This window comes from Variovorax paradoxus (assembly GCF_040544635.1).
In the GTDB taxonomy this organism is placed as follows: domain Bacteria; phylum Pseudomonadota; class Gammaproteobacteria; order Burkholderiales; family Burkholderiaceae_C; genus Variovorax; species Variovorax paradoxus_R.
Genome location: NZ_JBEPKJ010000010.1, coordinates 218,663 through 243,088 on the forward strand (window position 1 = coordinate 218,663; position 24,426 = coordinate 243,088).

General features: G+C 64.0%; 24 protein-coding genes. 5 read left to right on the forward strand and 19 right to left on the reverse strand.

From position 1 onward, the window contains the following. Nucleotides 1-45: 45 nt before the first annotated feature. Entirely contained in the window at nt 46-177 is a 132-nt protein-coding gene (locus ABIC94_RS18275) for a hypothetical protein (protein ID WP_354374404.1), read from the reverse strand. Between ABIC94_RS18275 and ABIC94_RS18280 the strand changes: the two genes are divergently transcribed. Further along, complete coding sequence (locus tag ABIC94_RS18280; protein ID WP_354374405.1) at nt 161-592, forward strand: dihydroneopterin aldolase; 432 nt, start codon at nt 161-163, stop codon at nt 590-592. The two genes, ABIC94_RS18275 and ABIC94_RS18280, sit on opposite strands and share 17 nt — an antisense overlap. 104 nt (nt 593-696) lie before the next feature. Here the strand turns inward: ABIC94_RS18280 and fae are convergent, their stop codons facing one another. The 16 genes from fae to ABIC94_RS18360 all read right to left on the reverse strand — a co-directional run bounded on the left by fae (nt 697) and on the right by ABIC94_RS18360 (nt 19,164). After that, entirely contained in the window at nt 697-1,209 is a 513-nt protein-coding gene (gene fae, locus ABIC94_RS18285) for a formaldehyde-activating enzyme (RefSeq protein ID WP_354374406.1), read from the reverse strand. Nucleotides 1,210-1,292: 83 nt separating this feature from the next. After that, nucleotides 1,293-2,231 carry a triphosphoribosyl-dephospho-CoA synthase gene (locus ABIC94_RS18290; protein WP_354374407.1) on the reverse strand — a complete coding sequence of 313 codons (939 nt, stop codon included), beginning with the start codon at nt 2,229-2,231 and terminating at the stop codon, nt 1,293-1,295. After that, nucleotides 2,231-3,187 (reverse strand): ATP-grasp domain-containing protein, encoded by a 957-nt coding sequence (locus ABIC94_RS18295; protein ID WP_354374408.1) that lies wholly within the window; start codon nt 3,185-3,187, stop codon nt 2,231-2,233. The genes ABIC94_RS18290 and ABIC94_RS18295 overlap by 1 nt, the downstream gene beginning before the upstream one ends. A gap of 10 nt (nt 3,188-3,197) precedes the next feature. After that, a complete protein-coding gene (gene mch / locus ABIC94_RS18300; RefSeq protein ID WP_354374409.1) occupies nt 3,198-4,205 on the reverse strand; it encodes a methenyltetrahydromethanopterin cyclohydrolase in 1,008 nt (335 codons plus the stop codon). Beyond that, nucleotides 4,202-5,395: an ATP-grasp domain-containing protein gene (locus ABIC94_RS18305; protein WP_354374410.1), complete on the reverse strand. Its 1,194-nt coding sequence runs from the start codon at nt 5,393-5,395 to the stop codon at nt 4,202-4,204. Before ABIC94_RS18305 ends, mch begins: the two co-directional genes overlap by 4 nt. Next, nucleotides 5,392-6,309, reverse strand: coding sequence for an NAD(P)-dependent methylenetetrahydromethanopterin dehydrogenase (locus ABIC94_RS18310; protein ID WP_354374411.1), 918 nt, complete (start codon nt 6,307-6,309; stop codon nt 5,392-5,394). The genes ABIC94_RS18305 and ABIC94_RS18310 overlap by 4 nt, the downstream gene beginning before the upstream one ends. 36 nt (nt 6,310-6,345) lie before the next feature. Then, nucleotides 6,346-7,386 carry a beta-ribofuranosylaminobenzene 5'-phosphate synthase family protein gene (locus tag ABIC94_RS18315; protein WP_354374412.1) on the reverse strand — a complete coding sequence of 347 codons (1,041 nt, stop codon included), beginning with the start codon at nt 7,384-7,386 and terminating at the stop codon, nt 6,346-6,348. A 188-nt stretch (nt 7,387-7,574) separates the two neighbouring features. Next, complete coding sequence (locus tag ABIC94_RS18320) at nt 7,575-8,630, reverse strand: AraC family transcriptional regulator (protein WP_354374413.1); 1,056 nt, start codon at nt 8,628-8,630, stop codon at nt 7,575-7,577. Between the two features lie 312 nt (nt 8,631-8,942). Next, a complete protein-coding gene (locus tag ABIC94_RS18325; protein WP_354374414.1) occupies nt 8,943-9,152 on the reverse strand; it encodes a hypothetical protein in 210 nt (69 codons plus the stop codon). Between the two features lie 137 nt (nt 9,153-9,289). Then, the gene (locus ABIC94_RS18330; RefSeq protein WP_354374415.1) at nt 9,290-9,679 is read right to left on the reverse strand and encodes a hypothetical protein; all 390 of its coding nucleotides are present in this window, start codon (nt 9,677-9,679) and stop codon (nt 9,290-9,292) included. A 46-nt stretch (nt 9,680-9,725) separates the two neighbouring features. Beyond that, nucleotides 9,726-10,451 carry a helix-turn-helix domain-containing protein gene (locus tag ABIC94_RS18335; protein WP_354374416.1) on the reverse strand — a complete coding sequence of 242 codons (726 nt, stop codon included), beginning with the start codon at nt 10,449-10,451 and terminating at the stop codon, nt 9,726-9,728. Between the two features lie 3 nt (nt 10,452-10,454). Beyond that, nucleotides 10,455-11,300, reverse strand: coding sequence for an OmpA family protein (locus ABIC94_RS18340; protein WP_354374417.1), 846 nt, complete (start codon nt 11,298-11,300; stop codon nt 10,455-10,457). 32 nt (nt 11,301-11,332) lie between these two features. Next, on the reverse strand, nt 11,333-16,243 hold the full coding sequence (locus ABIC94_RS18345; protein WP_354374418.1) for a YadA-like family protein: 4,911 nt from the start codon (nt 16,241-16,243) through the stop codon (nt 11,333-11,335). Between the two features lie 571 nt (nt 16,244-16,814). Then, a complete protein-coding gene (locus ABIC94_RS18350; protein ID WP_354374419.1) occupies nt 16,815-18,125 on the reverse strand; it encodes an AraC family transcriptional regulator in 1,311 nt (436 codons plus the stop codon). Nucleotides 18,126-18,385: 260 nt separating this feature from the next. Then, complete coding sequence (locus ABIC94_RS18355; protein WP_354374420.1) at nt 18,386-18,928, reverse strand: DUF4019 domain-containing protein; 543 nt, start codon at nt 18,926-18,928, stop codon at nt 18,386-18,388. An 11-nt stretch (nt 18,929-18,939) separates the two neighbouring features. Further along, nucleotides 18,940-19,164 carry an ESPR domain-containing protein gene (locus tag ABIC94_RS18360; RefSeq protein WP_354374421.1) on the reverse strand — a complete coding sequence of 75 codons (225 nt, stop codon included), beginning with the start codon at nt 19,162-19,164 and terminating at the stop codon, nt 18,940-18,942. On the opposite strand from ABIC94_RS18360, the gene ABIC94_RS18365 reads away from it, so the two are divergent. Beyond that, entirely contained in the window at nt 19,062-20,243 is a 1,182-nt protein-coding gene (locus ABIC94_RS18365) for a helix-turn-helix transcriptional regulator (RefSeq protein WP_354374422.1), read from the forward strand. The genes ABIC94_RS18360 and ABIC94_RS18365 overlap by 103 nt on opposite strands. A 12-nt stretch (nt 20,244-20,255) precedes the next feature. Here the strand turns inward: ABIC94_RS18365 and ABIC94_RS18370 are convergent, their stop codons facing one another. Further along, nucleotides 20,256-21,026 (reverse strand): winged helix-turn-helix domain-containing protein, encoded by a 771-nt coding sequence (locus ABIC94_RS18370; RefSeq protein WP_354374423.1) that lies wholly within the window; start codon nt 21,024-21,026, stop codon nt 20,256-20,258. A 441-nt stretch (nt 21,027-21,467) separates the two neighbouring features. Here ABIC94_RS18370 and ABIC94_RS18375 point away from each other — a divergent pair, with 441 nt between their 5' ends. The 3 genes from ABIC94_RS18375 to ABIC94_RS18385 all read left to right on the forward strand — a co-directional run bounded on the left by ABIC94_RS18375 (nt 21,468) and on the right by ABIC94_RS18385 (nt 23,430). Then, nucleotides 21,468-22,100, forward strand: a complete 633-nt coding sequence (locus ABIC94_RS18375; protein WP_354374424.1) for an OmpA family protein — start codon at nt 21,468-21,470, stop codon at nt 22,098-22,100. A 166-nt stretch (nt 22,101-22,266) separates the two neighbouring features. After that, complete coding sequence (locus ABIC94_RS18380) at nt 22,267-22,881, forward strand: cysteine hydrolase family protein (protein ID WP_354374425.1); 615 nt, start codon at nt 22,267-22,269, stop codon at nt 22,879-22,881. A 54-nt stretch (nt 22,882-22,935) separates the two neighbouring features. After that, the gene (locus ABIC94_RS18385) at nt 22,936-23,430 is read left to right on the forward strand and encodes a cupin domain-containing protein (RefSeq protein WP_354374426.1); all 495 of its coding nucleotides are present in this window, start codon (nt 22,936-22,938) and stop codon (nt 23,428-23,430) included. 76 nt (nt 23,431-23,506) lie between these two features. Here the strand turns inward: ABIC94_RS18385 and ABIC94_RS18390 are convergent, their stop codons facing one another. After that, entirely contained in the window at nt 23,507-24,406 is a 900-nt protein-coding gene (locus tag ABIC94_RS18390) for a LysR family transcriptional regulator (RefSeq protein ID WP_354374427.1), read from the reverse strand. Between the last annotated feature and the right edge of the window lie 20 nt (nt 24,407-24,426).

The window sequence follows — 24,426 nt, forward strand, 5'->3', positions numbered from 1 at the left end:
CGCCAGCAGACACACTTTCAAACATATTCGTATTCACTGGAGACATCACTTGAACACCAGCCTGCGGCCTTCCATTGGCCACTTTCCTTCAAATGCTCCTCTTGCTTCCAGCGAATCCGCCGCCACCGGCGAGGCGACTACATCTCCGAACACCACACCCATGGACGTGATCTTCATCGAGGGCTTTCACGGCAACACCGTGATCGGCATTCATGAATCCGAGCTGCATCACGCGCAGCCGCTGGTGATCGACGTACACGCAGGTGTGCCCCGTGCGCGCGCCTGCGACACCGACCGCATCGGCGACACCATCGACTACGGCCTGGTTCGCGAACGGCTGCTGCGGCTCATGGCCGAGCACCGGCTTCAACTGCTGGAAGCCTTCGCAGAGGCCATCGCCGACATCCTGATCGACGAATTCGGCGCCAGCTGGGTCCGCGTGAAGGTCGTGAAGCCGCGCAAGTTCGACGATGTGCATGCGGTGGGTGTCCAGATCGAGCGCCATGCCGCAACGCACCGCGCTTCGAAGCCGGCTCACAGCGCAACCGTGCTGAAGTTTCTGGCCAGCGGCATGGTGCCCGCCAAGCACTGAACCCGACTCTGCCGCGCGATGCGGCACAGGCAAGGAAAAAGAAGCCGACCCGGTTCACGCGTCGGCTTCTTCCCTTTCAGGGCCTCAGAGGTGCTCAGAGGTGTTCAGAGGTGCGCGGCGAACGGGTGTGCCGTCGTGCCCTTCTTGTCGACCACTTCGGCGGCCGTCGGCGAGCCGGTCACTGCGCGCTGAATGGCTTCGCGGGTGGCCTGGTAGTTGTAGTCCTGGATCTTCTTGTCGTCGTCGGCAAGCCAGTGGATGAACACGCCGACGCAGATGAACAGGTTGTCCGCTTCGGCCATGGGGATGGTGCCATCCTCGACGCTGTCGGCTACCGCCAGTGCCACGGCGCGCTGCGCCGGCCCGAACATCTGCACCGCCTGTTTGGCGCCCTTGATGGTCACTTTGTTGAACATCACGGTCGCCGGCTTGGTCAGCAGGTTGGGCGCTACGACTGCGAGCAGCGAGGTGAAGCCGTCCTTGTTGTTCGTCAACGCGTTGGCGAAGGCGGTCTCGACAGCGCTGCCGCGCGGTCCGATGATCAGGTCGATATGGGCTACTTCGTTGCCGTCGCCGACGAGCGATTCGCCCACCATCAGTCGATCTATTTTTGCCATGGTTTCGGGTCTCCTCTTAGAGGTCCAAGGTGGTTAGGGTCATTACGACACCGGTCAGAACGACCAGCGCAATGCCATGGTTATCACGATCCGTGCCATCCGCCGGCCGTGCCGCGGGCGGGCGCCGCGCAGGACCGGATCCACCCCGACAGCAGCAGCGCGGCCACGGTGAAATCGGCGCTGGTTCCGGGGTTGACGCTTGCAGCCTTGAGAGAAACGTCCCAGGCGGCGAATTCAGGGTCTGCATCGAGCGCGGCGCCATCGCCGGCGCGCTCGCGCCAAGCCTGCGCCGCCGTCATGACAGTCTGTGCCACGCGCTCGCCGTGTTTTCGAACAATGTGTGAATCGGGAAAGGCACTCAGGCAGGCCAGGTAAAGCCGTTGGACAGAAGCCACAGTGGCGGCATCGGGCGGCGCATCGGTATCGGCCGGCGCCTTGCCGGAACCCGCTTGATGCACCGGGGCCTGGAATGCGAGCGCGAACAGATCCGCGAAGCCGTCGCGGTACTGGCGCGCAATGAGGTCGCGGTCCGCGGCGAGCGCCATCGCGGCGCGCAGATCGACGCTGGGCGCGTCGTGCACGTCTTCCTCCGGCGCGCTCCCAAGGCCACCCGGGTGTGCGCGCGCAATGGCGCGGTAGGCGGCACGGGCATCGTCGATGTCGAGCGTGGCCAGCACGGACTCCACGGCCGCACGCAATGCCGCAGGCGTCGCGGCGGCGGGGTTCAGCTCCACGGCCAGCGCAACGGGCGCGCACAGCAAGAGAATGCCGAGGTTGGTGTTGCACGCCGCCACGGCCCAGGTGGCCTCTACAGCGGCTTCGATGCGTTCTCCCACGCGCAGCCCGGGCTCGAACAGCGGGCCAGCCGCGGCCTTGGCACTGTCGATGAACATAGCGGCCTGCATGCCGTGACCGGGCGAAGCCTGGCTGACATTGCCCGGTTTGCGCACCGCAACATCGAGCCAGCAGGCGCGCAGGAAGCAGGACCGCGCCCGTTCGATGGCCGCCTGCCGGGCGTTCATCAGGCGCGGCGCTCCGGCGGCAGGCTCTCCTGCACGTGGCGGCGGGTCTGCGCCATCTTGCGGTCGAGCAGGTCGTCGACGATGGCGCGGGCAATGTTGAAGCCTGTGACACGCTGCAGGCCCTGCCATGCTGCGACGCCGTTGACCTCGATCACCTGGATCTTCGGCCCGTTGGCCGCGGCGATGAGGTCCACGCCCGCGTAGTCCATGTCGAGTGCGCGCGCGGCCCATTCCGCCAGTTGCGCGAGTGCCGGCTCCAGCCCGGCGGGCTCGCAGCGTGCGCCCTGGGCCACGTTGTGGATCCAGTGCGTGCTGACGCGCCGCATCGCGGTGATGGCGCGCCCGCCCACCACCAGCACGCGCCAGTCGAACCCGGGCGACGCCGTCGGCGGAACGAAGCGCTGCAGATAGGCCAGGCCCGCGTAGCGCGCGTCGATGTCGGGCATGGGATGGTGCACACCGTCGACCTCGCCCACGAGCTGGAGGTTCTTTCCCTGCGAACCGAACAAGGGCTTGAGCACCAGCGCATGCCCCGCGGCCGTTTCGCGCATGGCGATGCGCCGGGCCTGCGCCGCCGATTCGGTGGCCCATGTGGCGGGTGCTGGAATGCCCGCGGCATGCAGCAGCAGGCTGGTCATCGACTTGTCGACCGAGCGCTCGATGGCGCGCGCATCGTTGTAGACCGGCACGCCGAGCTCGCGCAGCGCATGCAGCACGCCAAGACGCTTGGTGACCTGCTCGAAGCTTCCGCCGGCGATGCCGCGCACCAGCACCGCGTCGGGCAACTCGCGGCCGTAGCCTGGAATGACCAGGCCGTGCCACGCGGCGGTGGTGTCGATGCTGCAGTCCGCCAGATCGACGCAGCGGCCCACCGCGCCGCGCGCGCGCAATGCGGCCTGCAGCTGGCGCGTGTGCCAGCCGATCTCGTCCGTCATGATGGCGATGCGCGTGGTCATCGAATGGCCCTCATGCTTGCTGCAGCCACAGGCGCTGCAGCAGCGCCATGTCGGGTGCACCGCCGTGCCAGGTGTTGCCGCTGTCGATGTTGCTGACCCACACCTCGGCCGGAGCGAACAACGCGCCGTCGATCTTGTAGAAGTCGTACTCGACCTCCTTGAAGATGTCGGCAAACGAGCGCCCATAGTCGCGTGAATTGCCGGAGGGCAGCGCACGCGCGAGCCCGCGCGCCGCATCGTCGTCGCCGCGAACCGTGAGGTGAACACGGCCGCCGTACAGAATGGCGTCGTTGGTGCGGCCCATGGCTTCGACGCCGTCGGCGCTCGGCGACGGCAGCGGCGCGGTGGCAGCGCCATCGACGATGTTGGCGAGTGCAAAACCCAGTTCATGCGCCTTGTGCAGCGCCACCTCGAGCACACGCGCCACCACCTGCGTCGTGCCTGCGAGGCTGGTGGTGGGCGTGAGGATCAGTGTCAGCGCCTCGGGGGCCAGGTCGCAATCGCGCAGGAGCTTGTCGATGATGATCTTCGGCGGTGCGCGATCGACTTCCAGCACCAGCACGCCGCACTGCGCGTGGTCGCGGTAGTTCAGTTCGGCAAAGAGTTTTTCCTTCACCGCCAGCGCGCGCGCCGGTCCGGAGCCGAGCGAAAAGAATTTCTTGCCGCCGGTCTCTTCCTTGGTTGCCGCCAGGCTCCACCCCGCGTACTGGCTGCCAAGGCAGGCCAGCACTGGCTGCGAGCTGCGCACGTCAAGCCACGTGGGCCAACCCTCGGCGTCGCCGCCGCTGCGCAGGTTCACATGCCCAAGGCCGCCCATGCAGATTTCACCGACACGCAAGCCGGCTGCGATGCTGCCCGGCGCCTCGATGCCGGCATCGACGATGTGCGCGCCGGTTTCGTCGCGGCGCACCTGCAGCCCGAGCGCATCGGCATCGGCCAGCAGGCGTTCGACCAATGGCCGGGCCATCAGATTGACGCTCAGGCCCGCGGCGGCCGTGGGCGGTGATGTGTTGCTCATGCCAAGGTCTCCAGTGATTTCAGCAGCCGCTCGCGGCTTTCGTTCAAGCGGGCGCGCACCTCGTTCGCACTCGTGCCGCTCACGGTCAGGGTGCACAAGGGGTCGTCGATATCGAAGCGCTGGCCGGCACCGGGCAAGTCGCGAACGCCGGGCCATGCGGCGAGCTGCCGCGCCGCGGCCGCATCGAGCTCCATGGGTCGCCGTGCGAACACGATTTCGATGCCTTCCGTGTCTTCCGTGTCTTGTGCGCCCTTTTTTCCCTGCGTACGCGAAGGCGTTGATGGCAGTTCGCCATGCAGGCAGGCGCGCAGATGCGCCTGCATCAGGCCCGGCGTGCCTGCCGGCCAGCGGTAAAGGCTCATGCTCGCCGGCGGCCTGGGGTTGACCTCGAGCACGCCGATGGTCTCGCCGTCGCGCATGAAGTCGAGGCTGCACAGGCCGCGCAGTTCGAACTCCACAGTCAATGCGCGCGCAATCGAAGTCACGCGGCTTGCAATGTGCTCCGGCACAGGCACCGGCCCGACGGCACCGCAGAACACGAAAGGCCGCGTGCCGAAACGGCGCACGTTCATTTCGTTGAAGCCGAGCACGTGAACATCATGGCCGTTGGCAATGAAGGTGGCCGACATCGGGAGCCCCGGCATCTCGCGCTGGAAGTAGTGGTGCGAAGTCGGCGGCTCGTCCATCGACCACGGCGCGTGGCGAACATGCCATCCGCCGCAGCCGTGTGCGTCTTTCATCAACCACCCCGCGGGGTCTTCGGGCGGCTGCAACAGAACCTGCGGATACGGCATGACGTGCGCCGCAAGAAAGCCGAAGAAAGTTGCCGGATCGCGCAGGCGGCGCACGGCATCGGGTGCGGTGCCAATCAGCGGCAGCACGGCCGCGCCCTCTTGGAGCAAGTCGGGCTCGCCTTCGAAGCCGCTGCCCGCGATCCAGCCCACCACCGGGTCGCCGCCCTCGCCTTCTTTTGCCAACTGGCGCAATGCGGCCAGCACGCTTGCGGCGTCGATGTGCAAGCTGCCCGGCGCGCCGATAGGCAGCCAGCGCGATGCGGCGCGGAGCGTATCGATGTCGCCGAACAGATCGAGCGCGACGACCTTGAACCCCTCGTTCGCCGCAGCCTCGGCCATGGCGCGCGCGGAGATGGCGGCAACGGCAATCGTCTGCATTTCGCGGGCGTGCTTCACGCCGTCTTTGCGGCTTGCTCGACCAGGAATGCGCGCGCGACCGCAAAGGCTTCGGCGAAGCCCAGCACCTGTGCTTTCTCGGCTTCGCACATCTGCACCAGCAGGCGATGCTGCGTCTGGTACTTGACGTTGCCTACGGCCAATGCACCGATGCCGACGGCCTGCGTGCCGGCCAGCGGCTTGGCGTCGTCCATCACGCCGACGCCCGCAATGCCTTCGGGCGGCACGGCGTTCACGTCGGCCGCGACCTTGAGCCGCGTCGCGGCACCGAGTGCCTCGCTGGAGACCACCTGCACGCCCGCGGCCGCGCAGGCCAGCAGCACGTCGGCATCGGCGATGGAGCGGCGCACGGCATCGGGGTCGCCGCCCGAAAGACCGTGCAGCTTCACGCCGAAGCGCTGCCCGGTTTCGTCCGCCGCTTCTTGCGCCGCATCGATGCCGTTGCGGCTGGACAAGTACACATCGGCGCCGGCCTGCGCCGCGATCACGCCGGCCACGCGGCCCACCGGCCCGGTGCCGCCAAGAATCACCACGCGCTGGCCTTCGAGGCCCTGGGCGTGGTGACGCTTCAAGGCGGCCTCAACACAAGCCACCATGGCCGCAGCCGTGGTGTAGGCACCGCTCGGGTCGGCCATGAGCGAGACGATGAAAGGCTTGACCATCGAGGTTCTTGCGCGCTCGAGCATGTCGGCCGCCAGCTGTGCATCGCGCCCGCCGATGAAGATGCCGGTGCGCGCAACGCCCTTCGGCCCGCGCGAGAAGATGGTGTCTTGCGTCAGCCCTGTGATGCGGTCGAGGGCCACATCGCAATAGGGCACGATGATCTGGTAGCCCGCGTCCGCCGCCATGTTGATGTCGAACGGACTCATCTGACGGCCGGGGGTGAACATGTGAAGAATGCGGGGACGTTCCATGAGAGCCTGCGTGGGTGTGGAGAAAGGTTGATGTGTTCAGCGCGTGCGCGGCTCGGCGATGCGGTCGCGCACCACCGCACCGCTGTTGCGGCCCGAGACAATGTGCAGTTCCAGCTGCGGCCCGATGCGCCCGGATGCCCGCGCGGCATCAACGAGCACCTGCGCCTGCGCCTCCGAAGGCACGATCGCAAAACCGGTAGGCCCCCAGGAGCTCTGGCCGATGGCGGCGCCTGCACGGCTCGCATCGGCGAACCATTGCATCAGCCGCGCGACCGCGGCGCTGGTGAAGATACCGCCCTGCGCCGGCGCGAAGTGCTCGCCGAGCAACTGCTGCATGCGGTTGATGCCTGCGGCGAACGGCGCAAACTCCGCGCTAGCAGCGGCAGGCAGAACGCGCATCAGTACCTGATGGCAAATATCGGCAGCGGCCCCCTGCGGCAACGGCGGCAAGGCTGCAATGGCTTGTTTTTCCGCACCGCCCGAAAGGCCGCGATGCGCAAGGTCCTGAACGACCACGATGCGCCAAGCCTGTGGAAACGCAATGCGCGACAGCAGCGGCGCAGGCAGGCCGTCGGGCCCGGGGCCGCCATCGAGCAGCAAGCCGCCGGTATCGAAGCCCGCGATGCCGATGCCCGAGCGCAAGCCCCGGCCAAGCCAGTGCGCCAGCGTCGCAGTGCCCAGGTCGAGGCCATGCCATTCGGCAAAGGCCCGCCCGATCGCCGACGCGAGCTGCGTGCCCGAGCCAAAGCCCGCGTGCGGCGGCAGCACCCGGCGCAGCCGCAGAGACAGCGGTGCGTGACAGCCACTGCGCTGCCTCAGCCGTTCGAGATGCGCTGCCGCGCGATCGAGCTCCGCCTCCCCGGCCGGCGTGTCAGCCGCCAGATGGTCCGCAGCAGACGCGGTGAGTTCGAGCTCGGTGGTGAACCCGTCGATGACCAGCCCGAGGCTTCCGAATGCGCGCCCCAGCGAGCCGGAAGGGTCGAGAAACCCGAGGTGCAGGCGCCCGGGAGCACTCACGCCCACCGTGCGAACACTCAGGTCATGCCGGGGAGCGAGGGCGAAGTCGGCGGAGGTCATGGGCGGGTTTGGGCGGCGTGACGAAGTCATGGACCTGCTTGTCATAGCAAGGGCCGTTCCGTCCGTGCGCCCACAGGGTGGCGCCGCAGCTTTGCGCACGCGCAAGACGGGCGATGTCCCAGGAGCGTGACAATGTGTCACGCCCTCCGTCGGCAAAGGAGATGGCTGCCGCAATGCAGCCGAGCGGGCTACCGAAGAAGCACCGTGCCCGAGGGCGTGGCGGCGCCGGCCGGCGGATGCGGCTCGAGGGTCAGGCCATGCATCTTCGCGAACGCACCGGGCGAGCATCCCCTGTGCTTGCGAAACACCAGCCCGAAGTAGGCAGGATCCGTGAAGCCGCAGTTGTAGGCGATCTGTGAGATCTGGGTGTTCGAGATGCCGGAGGTACGCAGCATCCGCATGGCGGCCTCCATGCGCTCGTGCTGTACCGCATCCAGAAAGGTCATGCCGCGTCCGGCGCTTGCGAAGGCCTTGTGAACGTAGCGCACTGAGACGTTGAAGTCGGCTGCAAGCTTGGCCGCGCTGACTTCCGGGTCTGCGTAGTGATCGCGAATCCACATGCGCATTCGGGCATGCAATGCGCGATCGCGCGCGGAGACCGCTTCCACATCGTATGCAAGCTTGTTCTGCGAGAGCGCCATCGACAGCATCGACAACACGTGCTCACCGACCAGCTCGCGCTCGAACGGACTGGCAGCGGCATTCAGATGCTCCAGGCTCATGGCGCGCAGGTAGCTTGCCAGGACATTTGTCCATCCCTTGTCGCCCTTGAGCGCGACAGCCGAGGCATTGCTCGCATCGGGCAGCCAGCGCGTCACGAGCGACTGCGACAACCCGATGATCCAGGCATCGGTGCCATGATGCGAGCACAGCCGCATGGGCTCATTGGAGTCGATGATCAACATGTCGTTGACACCGATGGTGGCGCTGCGGCCTTGCTGCTCGCTGGTGGTGAAGCCGTTGTTCAGCTTCACCAGAAGGTGAAAAGGGTACTCGGCGGCTTCCTGTATGCGGCTGGGCACGCCGCGGTACACATCGAGCGGGCTTCCCCGGGCCCGCATGAAAGTCACACCATTCGCATTGACGACCGACAGTTCCTGGCGGAAGGTGTCGCGCTCGGGGCTGTCGTAGCTTGTGAAGCCGCGCTTGGTGCCCATTTCCTCGGCCCAGAACGCAAACTTGTCGCGCGCCGACAGCGCATCGGTGTCGATGCGCAAGATGGCGGAGGGCTTTTCATCCATCATGGCTTGGGCCTGCGGGATTATTTGGCAACTGCTAACAGTTTGCAATCCGGACATCTTCTGAGCCGTGCCGTCTATCGAGCCGCGCAGGCCTTACCAGCCGCCGGAAGCTTCAGCAGTTGCTTTTCGCCTCTTGCGAAGCCAACTTGACGCATTGCGCCGCAGCATTTCGCGATGCCGGCGACATGGCAAGCCACGTCAAAGCCATGGCTTGGCCGGCCAGAAAGCCGATCAGCACACCCGCAAGGGTTGTTCGCCATGTGCGAAAGAAGGAATTCGCGTCAATATTCCCGCGCCACGGCGATGGAAATTGGTTCACCACTCACCCGTTTCGCGCACGCGCTGGTCGAAATCCATCCGCTCCAACCGCTCCAGTTGCTGCATTCGCTCGAGCACGCGCTCTTCATTCGTGCGCGGTGTTCCGTCGAGCCTTGCAAGGCTGCGCGAGATCCTGGCCCATAGCGAGCGGGTTTCCGCAGGCTTCTGCCGGCGAGCGGTTCTTGAAGTGTGGACCAGACTTTTCATGGTGTTTCGTTTGGATAGACGTTCGATCTGGAGAGCAACGCTGTTCCGAACAAAAACGCGTACCGCGTACGAATTGGAAGAGGCCCGAAATCGGTCATTTCGCACACTGGCCGCTGCAGACTCGCCTTCATGAACGCTCATCGCAAACTCGCGCAGTAGCCCCGGCTCGAATGGCTGCGAAACCGTTCGGGTTCGGCCCTGGGCAGGCCTTCAGGCCGCGGCAACTCCGCCAGGAACATCGAAACGACCAGCGCCGCCGCACGCTCGAACTCAAGCACCTGGAGCACGCTGTAGTGCCGCCCCTGCCGACGGCCGTCGGCACTGGGCAAGCCCCGGACTTCGAGCAGAACTTCGGCGGCCAGGTCCCGGTCGCTGCGCGGCTTTCCGTTGGAAACGAGCCAGTTGTCGATGTTGTCGCTCGGCATGTACCGAAAAGCGGCAATCACCGGAACATATTTGCATTCCTCTCCAATCAGGATCGGCAGATCCATCGGACGGCTGAATTTCTCGTTTTCAGCTTTGAGCATATTTGCTCCTTTCTTGAATGCGTGCCGCGAATGGGCCGGCCAATTGCTAAAGCGCCCTGGCAGCCTGGCTCAACTGGTAGCCCGTGCCCCAGATCGACTGCAAGCTCAACCCATGCTTGCCCGTGCGCAAGCCGAGCTTTCGGCGAAGGCACGACATGTTGGTGTCGAGCGATCTCGATTGCAGGTCGAACCCCCTCTCCCACACGGTGGACCAAAGCCACTCGCGGGTCAGCGGCCTGTCGATATTGCGAAAAAGCTCCATCGCCAGGTCGAACTCGATCGGCCGCAGCTTGACCTCATCGCCCGCCACATCCGCCTTTCCCAAGGGCAAGACGAAGCGGTAGGCGCCCCACCCGACCACGCGCTCCGGCACAGGAATCCGGTGCTGGCCGAAGAACGATTCCAGCATCGCGTATGCACCTTCGAACGTGCTGGGGGTTGCAACCACGGTATGGAAGGCATCCGAATACACATCGGACAGCAACCGGGCCTGGCGCTTGGACGTGCTCAGAACCAAGGGAAGGTAGGTTCCCAGGCTCTTTCGCACCTGCGCCACGAGCGCCCTCGCCTTTTGCGCGTCTTCCGGGCACATCAGCAGCACAGCGCCGAAGGGCGCCGCCGAGCTGCCGCATTCCTGCAGCAACTCGGGCACGCCGCCAAAGGTGACGGGCGTGTGCCCGAGCCTGCGAACGGCGCGACGCACGCGCTCGCGGGTTTTAGCGGTGGAATCGACTATGGCAATGCGATATCCACCATCACCTTCGCGCAGCACGGCTTACTGTTCCCCAGACACCTCGATGTCCACGCGCCGGTTGGGCTGCAGGCAGCTCACCAACTCCGGCGTCTTGCGCGTGCCCGGGCATTCCGCCACCGGTTGGCGCTTGCCCATGCCCTGCGTGCGAATTGCCCTGCCGTCGATACCCTGCTGTACCAGCAGTTCGCGCACGGTGTTGGCCCGCGCGAGCGACAGCGCATCGTTGTACGAATCGCTGCCCAGGCGGTCCGTATGGCCCGTGACGCTGATCGCCGTCAGCGACTTGACATTGCCCTTGATGTCGCGGGCCAGCGCCTCGACCTTGCGCCGGCCTTCGGGCATCAGGTCGGCCGCACTTCCGCCGTCGAAGCGAAAGAGGCCGTCGGCGCCCAGGGTCACCTTGCGCAGCACCGGAGGCGGCACCGGGACGGGTGCCACCGCAGCTACCGGCTGCGCCAGCACGTCGCCGCAACCGGCCGGCAGCCAGTGGAAGGTCTGCGCCTTGTAGTCCTTGTCGAAAATCGCCTTGTACTGGCAGGTGGTGACCCCACCGTCGGCCTTGCGAAAGTGGAAGATGTAGTCCCACTCGCGCGGGCCGGCCATGCCTTCCCTGAAGTGCGGGCGGCCGAGCAGGTCGTACAGCTGGTCCTTCGTGACGCCAGGCGCCACGGCGCGCAGGTTGGCCAGGTTGGGGAACGTGCCCTCCTTGAGCCAGGCGTCGTTGTCGATGCTGGGGAAGACCACTTCCGTGGCCTTGCCGTCATCGGTGATGCCCTTGCTCACATAGGAGCTGCAGCCCTGCAGCACCAGCAGTGCCGCGGCTCCCGCTGCAATGGCCGAGAAGCGATGAAATTGCGTTTTCGTCATGATGATGTTGTTCCTGTTTTGATGCGGCCGGCTTACCAATGGAAGCCCGCACCGGCCGACACGCCGACCTTGCCGCGCGAGTTGGCCGAGCCGCTGAACTTGACAATCCAGCGACCGTTGTCCGACAGCTTGGAGACGCCGATGGCCAACGCGGCCTGGCCGTCGTAGCCCGCCACGCCCGCGGCCAGCATGCTCTTGCCCGGGATGTAGGCTTGCGGCATGCCCGCCATGGCCATCGCGCCCGCCGTGCCGGCACTCGCATCCCTTGCCGCCCCCTTGATGTCGCCGCGCAACTGGTTGACGCGCGAGTCGGTGTACGCGTTGGCGCCGGCGATGCCGCTGTTCAGTTGATTGACGTTGACTGCATCGTTGCCGGCGACGCCCGGTGCCACGTTGTGGATCGTGGTCGGGCCCGTGTTGTTGCCCAGCGTCACGTTGTTGTAGTTCACCGAACCATCGGCGTTGGTGTCGTACTTCACACCGCCGGCCTGCACCGCCTGCAGCTGGCGCACGTTCACCGCGTCGGTGGCTTGCGTGCCGCCCGCCACATTGGTGATCTGCCGCTCGTTGCCGGCGCTACCCACCGACACCGCGCCCTGCGTGGAACCCACTGCGGTGTTGGAGAACAGCTCCTTGCCGCCCGCCATGCCCGCGCGGTCGGCCGTGGACCCCGCGCCCAGCGCCACGCCGTTGGCAGCCGTCGCCAGCGAGCTGTTGCCCACCGCAATCGAGCCCGCGCCTTGCGATACAGCCTGCGGGCCGATGGCCACGCTTTCCGCGCCCGCGGCATTCGAATCGGCCGCCGCCGAGTTGGCGTGGAAATACTTGATGCCGGCGCCGCCGATCGCGATGTTGTTGATCGCCTGGTTGGTCGCGTAGAGCTGGCTGCCGTTGATGGCGTCCGTGCTGGTCGCGCTGATCTGACCGGCTGCCACGTTGGTGATCTGCCGCTCCTGCCCCGCGCTGCCCACGCTCACCACGCCCGCCGGTGCTGCACCTGCGAAGTTGTAGGTGTCGCCGCGGATGGTCACGCTGGGTGTCGCCACCGCCGTGCCGGTGGTCGAGCTGTTGCCCAGTGCCACGCTGTTGGCGGTGGTGGCCGTGGCCCCCGTGCCGACGGCCACGCTGCTGTTGGCGCTGACCGAGGCGCCAGAACCGACCGCGGTGCTGTCGGTGCCCGAGGAAGTCGGTGCCACGTAGGTCGTCGGCGAGCCGATGATCCACTTGCTGGCTGCCGCAACCGCGTTGCCGTTGACCGCGCGCAGCTGCGCCACGTTCACTGCATCGCTGTCAGCCGTGCCGGCCGCGACACCATTGATCTGGCGGAAGATGCCGTTGGCAGCATCGCCCACCGAAACCGCCCCACGCGTCCCGGTGGTTGCATTGATAGCATCAATTTGCGTCTGATCGGCCGGCGGGGGAACGTAGCCGGCAATGCCTGCCGCTTTTCCAGCAACCGACTCACTACCCAAGGCAACGCCACCTACAACGGTGGTCGTCGCACCGGCGCCAATTGCAATCGCCTGATTCTGATTGGCTTGCGCAAGCGTGCCCAGGCTGATCGTCTCGTTGGCTGCCTTCAGAATCCCTGCTTCTCTACCGATGGCAATGTTGTCGTTGCCTTGTACCTGCAGACCCGCAGCGCGCCCGAGCGCGACGTTGTTGTCGCCTTGAACATTCTGGCCCGCCTGATAGCCGTTGGCTGTATTGGAATCACCCGTCACGCCACCACCCGACTCTCGCCCAGTGGTCGTGTTGTTGTCTCCAGTCACATTCATGCCTGCGCTCGGACCCACTGCGGCGTTGTAGTCACCGGTCACGCGCCCTCCTGCACCGTGACCCAGGGCAGCGTTGTCGTGGCCCGTGACATTGCTGCCCGCGCCGAAGCCAACACCCAGGTTGTAGTAGCCGTCGACCAAAGAACCTGCGTCAGTGCCCACCGCGATGTTGTCGAAGTTGTTGGGCGAGGCCGTCGCGAGCTGCCCGGCATTGGTGCCGATGGAGATATCTCGGTTGTTGGTGGCCTGCGCGCCATCGCCCATGGAGATCGAACCGCTCCCGCTGGCTGCCGCATCCACACCCGCCGCCAGCGAATTAACGCCTGTGGCACCGTTGTTGGTGTAGTTGCCGCCCTGCGTACCACCGTCGTTGACGCTGTAGTAGTGCGTTGCGCCGGCATCGACCTTGGCGGTGAGTGCATACAACTGGGAGCCGTTGATGGCGTCAGTGCTGGCCGTGCCGATCAGGCCGGCAGCCACGTTCTGCACGCGGCGTTCCGCGCCCACCCCGCCCACGCTGACCACGCCCACTGGCGTGCCGCCGGCGTAGTTGTATGTGTTGCCGTTGATGATGCTGCTGCTGTACGCCGTGGTACCCGCGGTCTGGGCGGTCAGCGCGCCTTGCATGGCAGTGTTGCTGCCCAGCGCCACCGAGTTGCTGAGGGTGGTGGTGATGTTGTTGCCCAGAGCGAACACATCCGTCTGGCCCGCGGCCAGCGTGTTGTTGTTGCCAACCGAGTAACTATTCGCCGCATTGATGATGCTGGGGTCGCCGAAGGCACCCGAGTTGGCGCCACTGACGATGTTGCCCGTACCGATGCTGATCGACTGCACGCCGGTAGCCTGCGCGCCATCACCAATAGCGATGCTCTGCTGGCCGCTGGCAGTCGCCTGGAAGCCTACCGCCGCAGCGCGAAAGCCCGATGCGGTACTTCTGCGACCCAGCGAAGTAGAACTATCGCCGGAAGCATTCGCCTGTATACCCAGCGCGGCTCCGTTCGCACCTGCATTCGTCAATACACCGATGGCCGTGCCTTGCATTCCAGCGGTGGCATCCGCACCCACTGCTGTGCCGGCATTCCCGGTGGCATTGGCGCGGACGCCGAGTGCCACGCCATCGCGATGCGCCACTGAATCGACGCCTATGGCAGTGCCGGTAAAGCCATCGGCCAACGCATTCTGTCCAATCGCGGTGGCGCTTTCCGCCAGCGCTCTGGCGTTGTAGCCCACCGCCGTAGCCTGGAAACTGGTCGCTTGAGCGCCAACGCCCGCCGCCAGCGAATTCGTGCCCGTGGCGCCGTCGTTGGCGTAATTGCCGCCCTGCACGCCGCCGTCGTTGACGCTGTAGTAGTGCGTGCTGACTGCGTCCTGCGCCGCCCGCAACTGCGCCACATTCACCGCATCGGTGTCTTGCGCACCTGCCGCCAGGTTGGTGATCTGGCGGGTGCCGCCGTTGCCGCCCACGCTCACCGCGCCCAGGGTGCTGACCCAGGTAGACGAAGTATCGGTGGAAGGCAGGCGCGTGGCTGGGTCGTAACCCACCACGCCGGCCGCCGTGCTGGCCACCGAACCGCTACCCAGGGCCACGCCGCCCGCTACGGTCACATCGCTGTTGGAGCCCAGCGCCACCGCATTGGACACGTCGATGTTCACGTTGTTGCCCAGTACGAACACATCGCTGGCGCCGGCAGCGATGGCGTTGTTGTTGCCCACGCTGTAGCTGTCGGCGCCATCGATGATGGACGGGTCGCCGAAGGCACCCGAATGAGCGCCGCTGACTACGTTGCCCGTACCAATGCTGATGGATTGCAGACCGCTGGCTTGGGCGCCGTTGCCGATAGCGATGCTTTGCTGACCGCTCGAAACCGAAGTATCGCCTATCGCTACCGAAAACTGGTCAGTTGCTCTGGACTGCCAGCCGAGCGCCAGTGCATTCGAGCCAGAAGCCGTGCCTCTGCCGAACGCGGCACTACGCTCGCCGCTTGCCTCGGAAAAGTATCCCACTGCCGTGGAGGAGATACCGCTGGCCCTCGCCACCACGCCTACGGCCGTGGCATCCGACCCCGCAGTCGACTGTACGCCTACGGCAGTACCGTTCCCGCCGGCCGTGGCGTTATGTCCCAGGGCGGTTGCGTCTGGGGCGCTGGCATTCGCGCTATGGCCCAACGCGGTGCTCCAGGTTCCGGACGCTCTGGTGCCATCGCCTACCGCGGTCGCGGCGATAGCTGTGGCACGAGCGTCGAAACCGACAGCGGTCGAAGTGGACTCGGTCGCGGACGCTCCGAAGCCGACGGCGGTTGCCTCCTCTGCAATCGCCTGAGAGTTGCGACCCAACGCAGTCGTGTTGAGGGCGGTGGACTGGGCGGCATCGCCTATCGCGATCGCACCGTCGCTTGAAGCGTTGGCAAGCCCGCCAATCGCCAGACTGCGCCACGCAGTCGCCTGGCTGCCGGTCCCGATGGCCGTCGTATTCAGCCCCGTCGCCGTGCTGCCGAAGCCCAGCGCGATCGAACCCTCGGTGGTCGTCCCTGCGCCCGTGGCAACAGCGTTATGGCCGATAGCGATATCGTTGGCCTGATTGGTCTGTGCATCGGTACCGATAGACACCGAATCGGGCGCATTGTTGGCCGACCCACCCAGCGCGATGGTGCCGGCGCTGTTGGTGACCGTATTCAGCGCACGCGCGCTGCCGTAGAAGAACGTATCGGCTGAATTCGTAACCGGCTGCGCATACGCACCGGCCGTACCGCCGTAAGCGAGACCATCCGGTGCGAAGACGACCGAACGAACGGAGCCGCTGTCCAGCCTCACGAAGTTATTGCCCACCAGGATGCCGGACTGGGCACTGTTATTGAGTTGGGTGCCAAGCGCGATCGCGTCGGTGGCGCCTGCGCTGCCTACTACGGCGCCGTTGCCGATGGCAATGGCATCGCTGCCGCCCGGCACTGCCACCGTGCTTGCGCCCGGGCCATAAGCGGACTGGGCCGGACCGCCCGTGCCGCCATCCAAACCGCCAGCAGCAACCTGCCCGGCGGCTACGAACGCCATGGCAGCCACCGCCAGCACGCGCGACGAGCTCTTCTTGCCACGCCCGCTCGTGAGTTCAGACGCCGCCACCCAAGCGCCGAGCGCCTCATTCCAGATACTTCGATATGACTTATTCATTACATGCTCCTCAATAATTTGACAACAAACATCCAGTTAATTTCACAAAGAAAGGTTTTGAAAAATCCCAAATGCCTCGCCAATTGCCAATTGCGCAGTTGACAATTAAATTGACATTTGTCCAAAAATCCCAAAGCCGTGCTCGCACTTTAGTTACTACTGGCTGGGCCTGATATCAAATATGGGAACAACAACTATGAAGATCGTGCACGGAGAGGAACCAATGCACGAAGTTAATTAACGATTGATGTATGGAGGGGCTGCCTGTGCCCCGCAGCGAGAGCCGGCACCTCAGTTCAGCAGGAGCGTGGAACGCGCTCCTAGTCGCACCGGAAACGGGCACTTTTGAATTAATAAATGACCAAAGAACCACCAAAGTTCCCAGCACATTGCACGCTGCAGGATTCGTTGGATGGAGATCCGCAAGCGGATCAGTTCGCTGACAGCCGATACCGTGTACGTAGCGTCGTCGGGTTTCAATGGAGCTGCGCGGCCAATTTCCCTTCTCGTTCTTGAGCCGATGTGTGAATAAATTCACACTATTCGGTCGAAAATGAGAAGCATGTCTCAGTTAATTGTCTTCGGTGCCCGGAATCGGATTCGGGGGCAATGGAGTTTTTTCCAGACTTTGGGTCTGGCCAGGAAGGCCGATGTCCGAGCGCCCCCTGTTTGACGCAAAGGCCCGCGGCGAGCAGCCGTACCTTTTGCGGAAAACAAGCCCGAAATAGGCGGGATCGGAAAACCCGCAGCGGTATGCGATTTGCGCCACGAACGTGTGCGAAACCGAGGCGGTTCGCAGCATGCGCACGGCCGCCTCGAGGCGCTCGTGCTGCAGCACGTCCAGAAAAGTGATGCCGCGGCCGGCGCTGGCAAACACCTTGTGCACGTAGCGCACGGACACATGAAAACGGGCGGCCAGCTTGGCGGCGCTGACGTCCGGGTCTGCGTAGTTGTCGCGAATCCAGTTGTACATGCGCAGGTGAAGCGCCCGGTCGCGGGAGGACACCGCATCACTGTCGCGCAAGAAGCCGTTTTGCGAAAGCGCGAACGAAAGCATGGACAGGATGTGTTCGCCGACCAACTCCTGCTCGAACGGGCTGCCGATGGCCTGCGCATGGTCGATGCTCATGGCGTTGAGGTAGGCGGCCAGCAGGCTCGACCAGCCCTTGGTTCCATCGAGGCGCTGGGCCGCCGCGGCTTCCGCGTCTGGCAGCCATCGCGCGACCAAGGGCTTTGGCAAGCCGACCAGGAGGGAGTTGGCGGCCACATGCGCCTGCATGCGCATTTTTTGCAGCGAATCGATCAGCACGAGATCGCCCGTCTGGACGATGGCCTCGGTGCGCTGCTTGATGGTGGAAGGCCCGTCGCCAACCTTGAGCATGAGCTGGAACGGATGCAACTCCACGTCCTTGATCTGGCCAGGCTCGGCCGACGACGACACGGGGCTCCCGCGCAAGCGCGCAAGGCTCAGTGAGGATAGGTCCACGATGCTGAGCCATTGATGAAAATCGTCTCGCTGAGGGCTCTCGAGGCCGACATAGCCGACGCTCTTGCCGAACTCGTCGGCCCAGTAAGCGAAGCGGTCTTCAGGGGGCAAATGCTCGGTGTCGAAACGTTGCACGAGCGGTGGGCGATCCGGCATTAAGTACAGATTGGTTGGGTGCTGAACCGAGTGATTTCTTCGCCCATGGCAACGCCTTGCTGCGCAATGCGACACGCGGGAAAAGCGGCCCTCTGCGAACGAGAAAACCAGGCAGAGCGGCTCTTGCCTGGCGCGCTGCGCGCACGTCGGAATCAACGCGGGCAGAGGCAGGACGTTAAGGAAGCGGCTTCGATTCAAGAAGCCAAAAAAGCGAACGAAAAGTATGAAGATTGCGCACACGCGAAGAGAACTTCACGAATGCACTGACTGCTTTGCGCAGACGTCGTTCGGCTTATGGGATACGGGCCCTGAACCGGGCCCCGAGATCGACGAAAACCTTGGTGCTCGTTTGCTGCAAGGCCGACTGCTCGCAGGGGATACAAACTCCTGCCTGCCGCTCAGCGCACGCAGGAGTTTTCTGGCAACACGAAGCGGCCGCCGCGTGCCGCGATTCGATGAGGAGAACGCGCCGCGAAGCGCGCTCCAAAGAAGCTATGGAATCAGCGCAGCACGTAGCCGCTCAAGCGCCAGCTGCCGTCGCGATCGAGGCGAAACGTCGTCATTTCGCGCACAACGCGATTGGCGGCATTCGCGAATCGCGTTTCGTATTCAACGTTGACATACTGGCCGGCCAGTTCGGCGTCCTCGTTGGCGACGGTCTGCCGATTGACGGCAACCCAGGTGCGCTGCTGCGCCGCGCCGAGCGGCGAGCGCGACTGGCTCACCTGCTGAATGAAATCGGAACGCGTGACGCGCTTCTTGGCGGCGGGTGTCGCGCCGTCCCAGAGCTCACCGACCTTGCCCTGGTCCACCATTTGAATCACCTGCAAGCCGCCGCGGACCATGTTGGTCGGGTCTGCTTCCTGGGCCGATGCAAGCCCCATGCATCCTGCGGCCATCGCTGCACCGAGCAGCAGTTTTTTTGCCAGTATCATTTTTACTCCCACGGTTGGTAGTTTCGTTGCGCCATGTCGCATGGATTGCGCCACAGCAATGCAATCGCCGGCCGATAAATCGGCCGGGCGATGACGACTGTAGCTCAAGCTGCAGCTCGTCAGAAGTTCAGCTTGACGCCCACTGAAGCTTGCACCGTGAGCTCCGAGGCAGCAACCCACGTACTCGTGGCCGCACACCAGACGCTTCTGTAGACGATGTTCATCTTTTTCTTATCCCCGAATGGAAGAAAACAAAAAAACGGCGACCCAGATAACTGGTTCCGTTCATGTAGTGAGTTGGCTATGCGTTCAAGCGGGCGGATTGGCAGTGGATCGACGGACATCGGTGCAGCACGGCGACTCGCAGCCGTCGACAGAAGTTGCCCAACGCGGTGAGTTGCAATGGCAAACAAAATGCCACAAAATGCGGCCACCCATGGCTCTCCAGCCCTACTCCACCCAGCGCCGCCTCGGCAACACCGGTGGCCCTGTAGCCGCCGGAAAAAGGTTTTCGTTCTGGATCGATAACACCACCAGTGCGAAGCGCGAACATTCGAAGCGAGGGCGTTTTTGGCAAGAACTCAAGGCCGTCGATGTCGGCAGCCTGGCTTTCATGTGGGTCCGAGGCAATGCGGTGGATGTGAGCGATGTCATGCACAGCCGCATGAAAGACGCCACCTCTCACCCGCTGTACCTGGTTCTGAAGCTCAACACCTTCACGACGAACGAGACCAACGACATCGTGCTGGTCGACGCCGCTCGCTTCCTGAAATTGCGCTCGCCTGCCTGCACGGACATGTGGTTCATCGGATTGCCGCATTCGCTGGTCACGCGCTGGCTGCCCGGCACGGACGGCCCCGTGGCAAAGATTCTCAAGGGGCACGAAGGCTGGTCAGGTTTGCTCTCCGCTTACTTGCGAGGGCTGAACTTCAATCATCTGCAAGGCATTGCAAGCTCGTTCGAGCAAGAGCTGCTTGGAGAACATGTTCTGTCGATGCTTTCTTTTGCGCTGCTCCAGAACGGGCAGGCAAGCAATGGGGATCCGACTTCCGCGCGCAATCGCGCCCTGCACGAGGACATGTGCCGCTGGATCCGGGACAACTACGCAGACCCGGGCATCAGCGCAACCAGGCTCGCGAATCAATTCCATTCGTCCGCGCGCTACGTTCACAAGGTTTTCGCCAATGCCGGCCGAGGAATGACGTTTCGGGACACGGTGCAGCAGGTTCGGCTCGAGGTGGCCGCGCAGATGTTGCGCGCGCCCCTGACACCGGCGATGACCGTGGCGCAGATTGCCCACCGATGCGGCTTCTCCGACCCCGCGTACTTCGGGTTCGTATTTCGCAAGCGGTATGGGTGCACGCCCCGAAGCTTTGTGCCTGCCCTTCCCGCCCCTTCCGGGCCGGCTGATCGCGCGGGCTGATAGGCCGCGGCCTCAGCCCTCAGCCGGCCTGCGAACGCTGCCACTTTCCGCGCTCTCGGTTCGGCTCAGGAAACCGGGTTGGCTCTGTTCATCGAAGGATTCGGGTGCGCCGCTTAGCTGATAGCCTTGGCCCCAGATCGCCTGCAGCCTGGAACGCAGGCCGAGCTTCCGGCGCAGGCCCGAGACGCTGACATCCAGCGATCGAGAAGCGGGGCCGTTCTCTTCTTCTTTTCTTCCCCAGACATTCGCAAAGAGCCATTCGCGCGTCAAGAGCCGGTTGACATTGCGAAAGAATGCCACCGCCAGATCGAACTCCCGGGGGCGCAGCTTGATGGGAGCACCGGCAAACTCCGCCTTGTCCTGATCCATGACAAAACGATAGCCCTGCCATTCGAGGATTCGCTCCGCAATGGGCACTCTGCGGCGCAGCAAATCGGTTTCCAGCAGACGGTAGGTGTCTTCGAACGATGATGGCGCGTGGACCACTGTGGAAAGGGCGTCCGCATGAAGAACCGACATGACTCGGAACTGGCTCTTGGATGCGCTGAGAATCAGGGGCACCCGGCCTCCCAGAATCTCACGCACTTGGGCGATGAGCGGCTGAAACACGGCAGGGTCTCTCGGGCATGCGAGCAGCAAAACGTCGAAGGTGCTGGCGGCATCGCCGTGCTCTTGCAGTTCGTTCGCGCTGGTAAAGGTTACCGGCACATGGCCCAGCCTGCAGATGGCACGGCGCGCCAACTCTCTGGTTCGAAGTGTCGGATCTAGTACAGCAATTTGCAAAATGGACTCTCGCGGTCAATCGCTTCCTGACGGAAAGCAGTGGAGTCGGAGTTGCACTGCGAAGCAGATGACTGCTCGCAAGCGTTAACGAATTCCGACCTGACTGGAGAATCTAAAGAACCTGGTTGCTTGAGTCCGCAAAAATCGTGCACCATCTATATGCAAATTTGTGCATACCCTCGACGAACTCGAAAGAAGCGCAAACTAAGTCCGCAAAAGGATGACTTGATCCTTTTCACAAACACTCTTCGTCGGAGCAGGAAATAGTTTCAAGCCTCGCACCGAGGCACAACATATTTCACAGTTCGGCGGCCGATTCGTGAAAAGCAGCCGCTGCTGTCGTCCTGCGGACCTTCCCTTGAGTTGTTATCAACAGATTGCAATCGCGCCAGTACCAACCACGCCGATTGCCGTCTCCACTGAAACCACTCTGAAAGGTCTATGAAAATCAAACTCCTCTCCCTCGCGCTGGTCGCCGTGCTCGCCGCAGGTTGTGCAACCGAGCAAGGCACCCATACCGCCGTAGGCACCGGTACAGGCGCCGTGGTCGGTGCGGGCGTCGGCAATCTGATCGGACGCGACAAGAAGAGCACCGCCATTGGTGCGGCGGTTGGCGCGGCAGTCGGTGCAGGCGTCGGCTACAACTGGACGGCAATCCGCAACAAGCTCTCGGGACAGACCGCCGGTACCGGCACGGAGATTACCGAGCAGCCCGACGGCTCGCTGAAAGTCAACATTCCGAGCCAGGTGACATTCGATACCGACAGCGCCACCATCAAGCCTTCGTTCCGCAGCGTGCTCGACGGCGTCGCCCAAACCATCTCGCAGGAACCCAGCGTCAATGCGCAGGTGATCGGACACACCGACAGCACCGGCAATGCGGACCACAACATGGCGTTGTCGCAGCGCCGGGCGCAGAGCGTGGAGGCCTATCTGGGCGACCGCGGCATTGCAAGAACCCGCCTCACGGCGGACGGCCGTGGACAGACCCAGCCGGTGGCAAGCAATGCGACCGAAGAGGGCCGCACGCAGAACCGCCGCGTCGAGATTTATCTGAAGTCCGTGCAGAGGTAAGAACGAAAAAGAATGGAGCGGCCGTTGCCGCGTCGGCGGAGCAGGCGCCGCTCCATCGCATCGTTCCATGTGCATTTTCTGCACAAGTCTTGTCTCGCCGAATGGCTATCGCCCTGGATGAATGGTCCCTACGCTACGGGCCTTCACATCCAGCGGAGAGCCCCTCATGAACCACCCCAGCATTCGCACCCTGACAGGTGCCAGCGCCACGACACAGATCGATCCCGCGTCCACGGCCCTGATTGCCATTGACTTTCAGAACGAATACTTCAGCGGCAAAATGCCCATCCCCGACGGCATGGCCGCCATGCGCCAGGCCAAGCGCCTGATCGAGCTGGCCGACAAGCACAAGATGCCCGTGTTCCACGCGCAGCATGCGGCACCGGCGGACAGCCCCATCTTTGCCGAGGGTGGAAAGTTCTTCGAGATTCATGCGGACATTGCGCCCGCCGCCCACCACATGGTGCTGAAGAAGCCAACGCCCAGCGCTTTCGCGGGCACGGGGCTTGAAGCACAACTGCAGGCCCGCGGCATCAAGACGCTGATCATTACCGGCCTCATGACGCACATGTGCGTTTCGGCCACGGCCTTCGACGCCGCACCGCGCGGCTATCACAGCATCATTGCGAGCGACGCCTGCGCCACCCGCGACCTGGACCAGGAAGACGGCGGCGTATTGAGCCACCGCGACTTGCACCGCGCCGCATTACGCGGCGTATCGGATGTGGTGGCCGAAGTGCGGACCACCTCCGAGCTGCTGGCCCTGCCCGTTCACGGCTGAGCCCGCACAAACCGAACAGACCGAACCACCCGAACAAACATCCGAAAGAAAACCATGAAGAACATCATCAAGAACTTGACCGGCGCATCGGTCTTTCTCGCCATCGCGGTCGCAGCGGCCTCGGCATCGGCCGCCTCCCCGACGAAGAAGAACAGCCACAAGCCCGCTACCGCCGCTGAGGCCCTCGTCTCTCTTCCGGCCAAGGACATCACGTGGCGCGAGATTCCCGGCACCGGGGGCATCCGTGCCGCCGACGTGCGCGGCAGCATCACCGGCCAGGGCCCTTACGAAGCGTTCGTGGAGTTTCCCGCGGGCAAGAACAACCCGCATCATTTCCACACCCAAGGCTTGCCCACGGTTGTGTTGAGCGGCGTCTTCTACGCGGTCTTCGAAGACGGAAAGAAGGTGCTGTATCCCGCCGGATCGTATTACTACATTCCGGGCAAGCTGCCGCACTTGAGCGGCTGTGAACCGGGCGCCAACTGCGTGCTGTTCCAGTACCAGCGCGATCACTTCGATCTGGTTCCTACCGCCAAAGCGGAAAAATAACCGGGACAGGCTCCGTTCGCTTCGAGTTGATGCGCGGGCTAGGCAGGCATTCCTGGCGCGCAAGGCGCCGCTTGCCCTACCAGCGCGGCGCCCGATACTGGTTCGCGGCAAAGTCGACGAAGGCACGCACCTTGGGCGAAAGATGGCGGTTCTGCGGATACTGCACATAGAGCGCCAAAGGCTGCTGCTCGAACTCAGCCAGCACGCGAACGAGATCTCCACGCTTCACGTCTTCATGCACCAGAAACGCGGGCGAAGCGGCAAGGCCCGTTCCTGACATGGCCGCAGCGCGCAACGCAATGCCGCTGTTGGCCTGCAGGCTTCCGGTGACAGCTACGACATGGGCACTGCCATCCGGCCCGATGAAGCTGGGCTGGCTGGATTTTTGCGCGAGCGAATAGACCAGGCAGTTGTGCTGCGCCAGGTCGGCCGGCACCAAGGGCGTTCCGTGCTTCTGCAAATAACCGGGCGAAGCCACCCACCACTCTTCGCAGGTTGCCAATCGCTTGGTAATCAGGGTGGAATCCGACAGCGCATAGGCCAGGCGCAAGCCCACATCGAAGCCCTCTTCAATCAGATCGACGAAACGGTCGTTGCAGACCAGATCGATCGTCACTTTGGGATAGGCGGCGATGAACGCCGGCAACCAATGCGCGAGCTCCTGCAGACCGAACGACATGGGCGCGTTGATGCGCAGCACGCCAACGGGTTGCGCTTGATGCCGCGTCACTGCCAGCGCGGCTTCCTCTAGCTGCTCGAGAATTCGCGTGCTGTATTCATGGTACGTCTGCCCGGCCTCGGTCAAGGCGAAGCGGCGTGTCGTCCGGTTCAGCAGTTGAATGCCCAGCAGGGCTTCCAGTTGCGTGACCTGCCGCGAGACGACCGTGTGCGAAACCTGCAATATCTTCGCGGCGGCGGAGAAGCCGCCAGCAGTCACTACGGTGTGAAACGCCTTCATTGCGGCGATTTGGTCCATGCAGGTTTACTTTTTTGGAA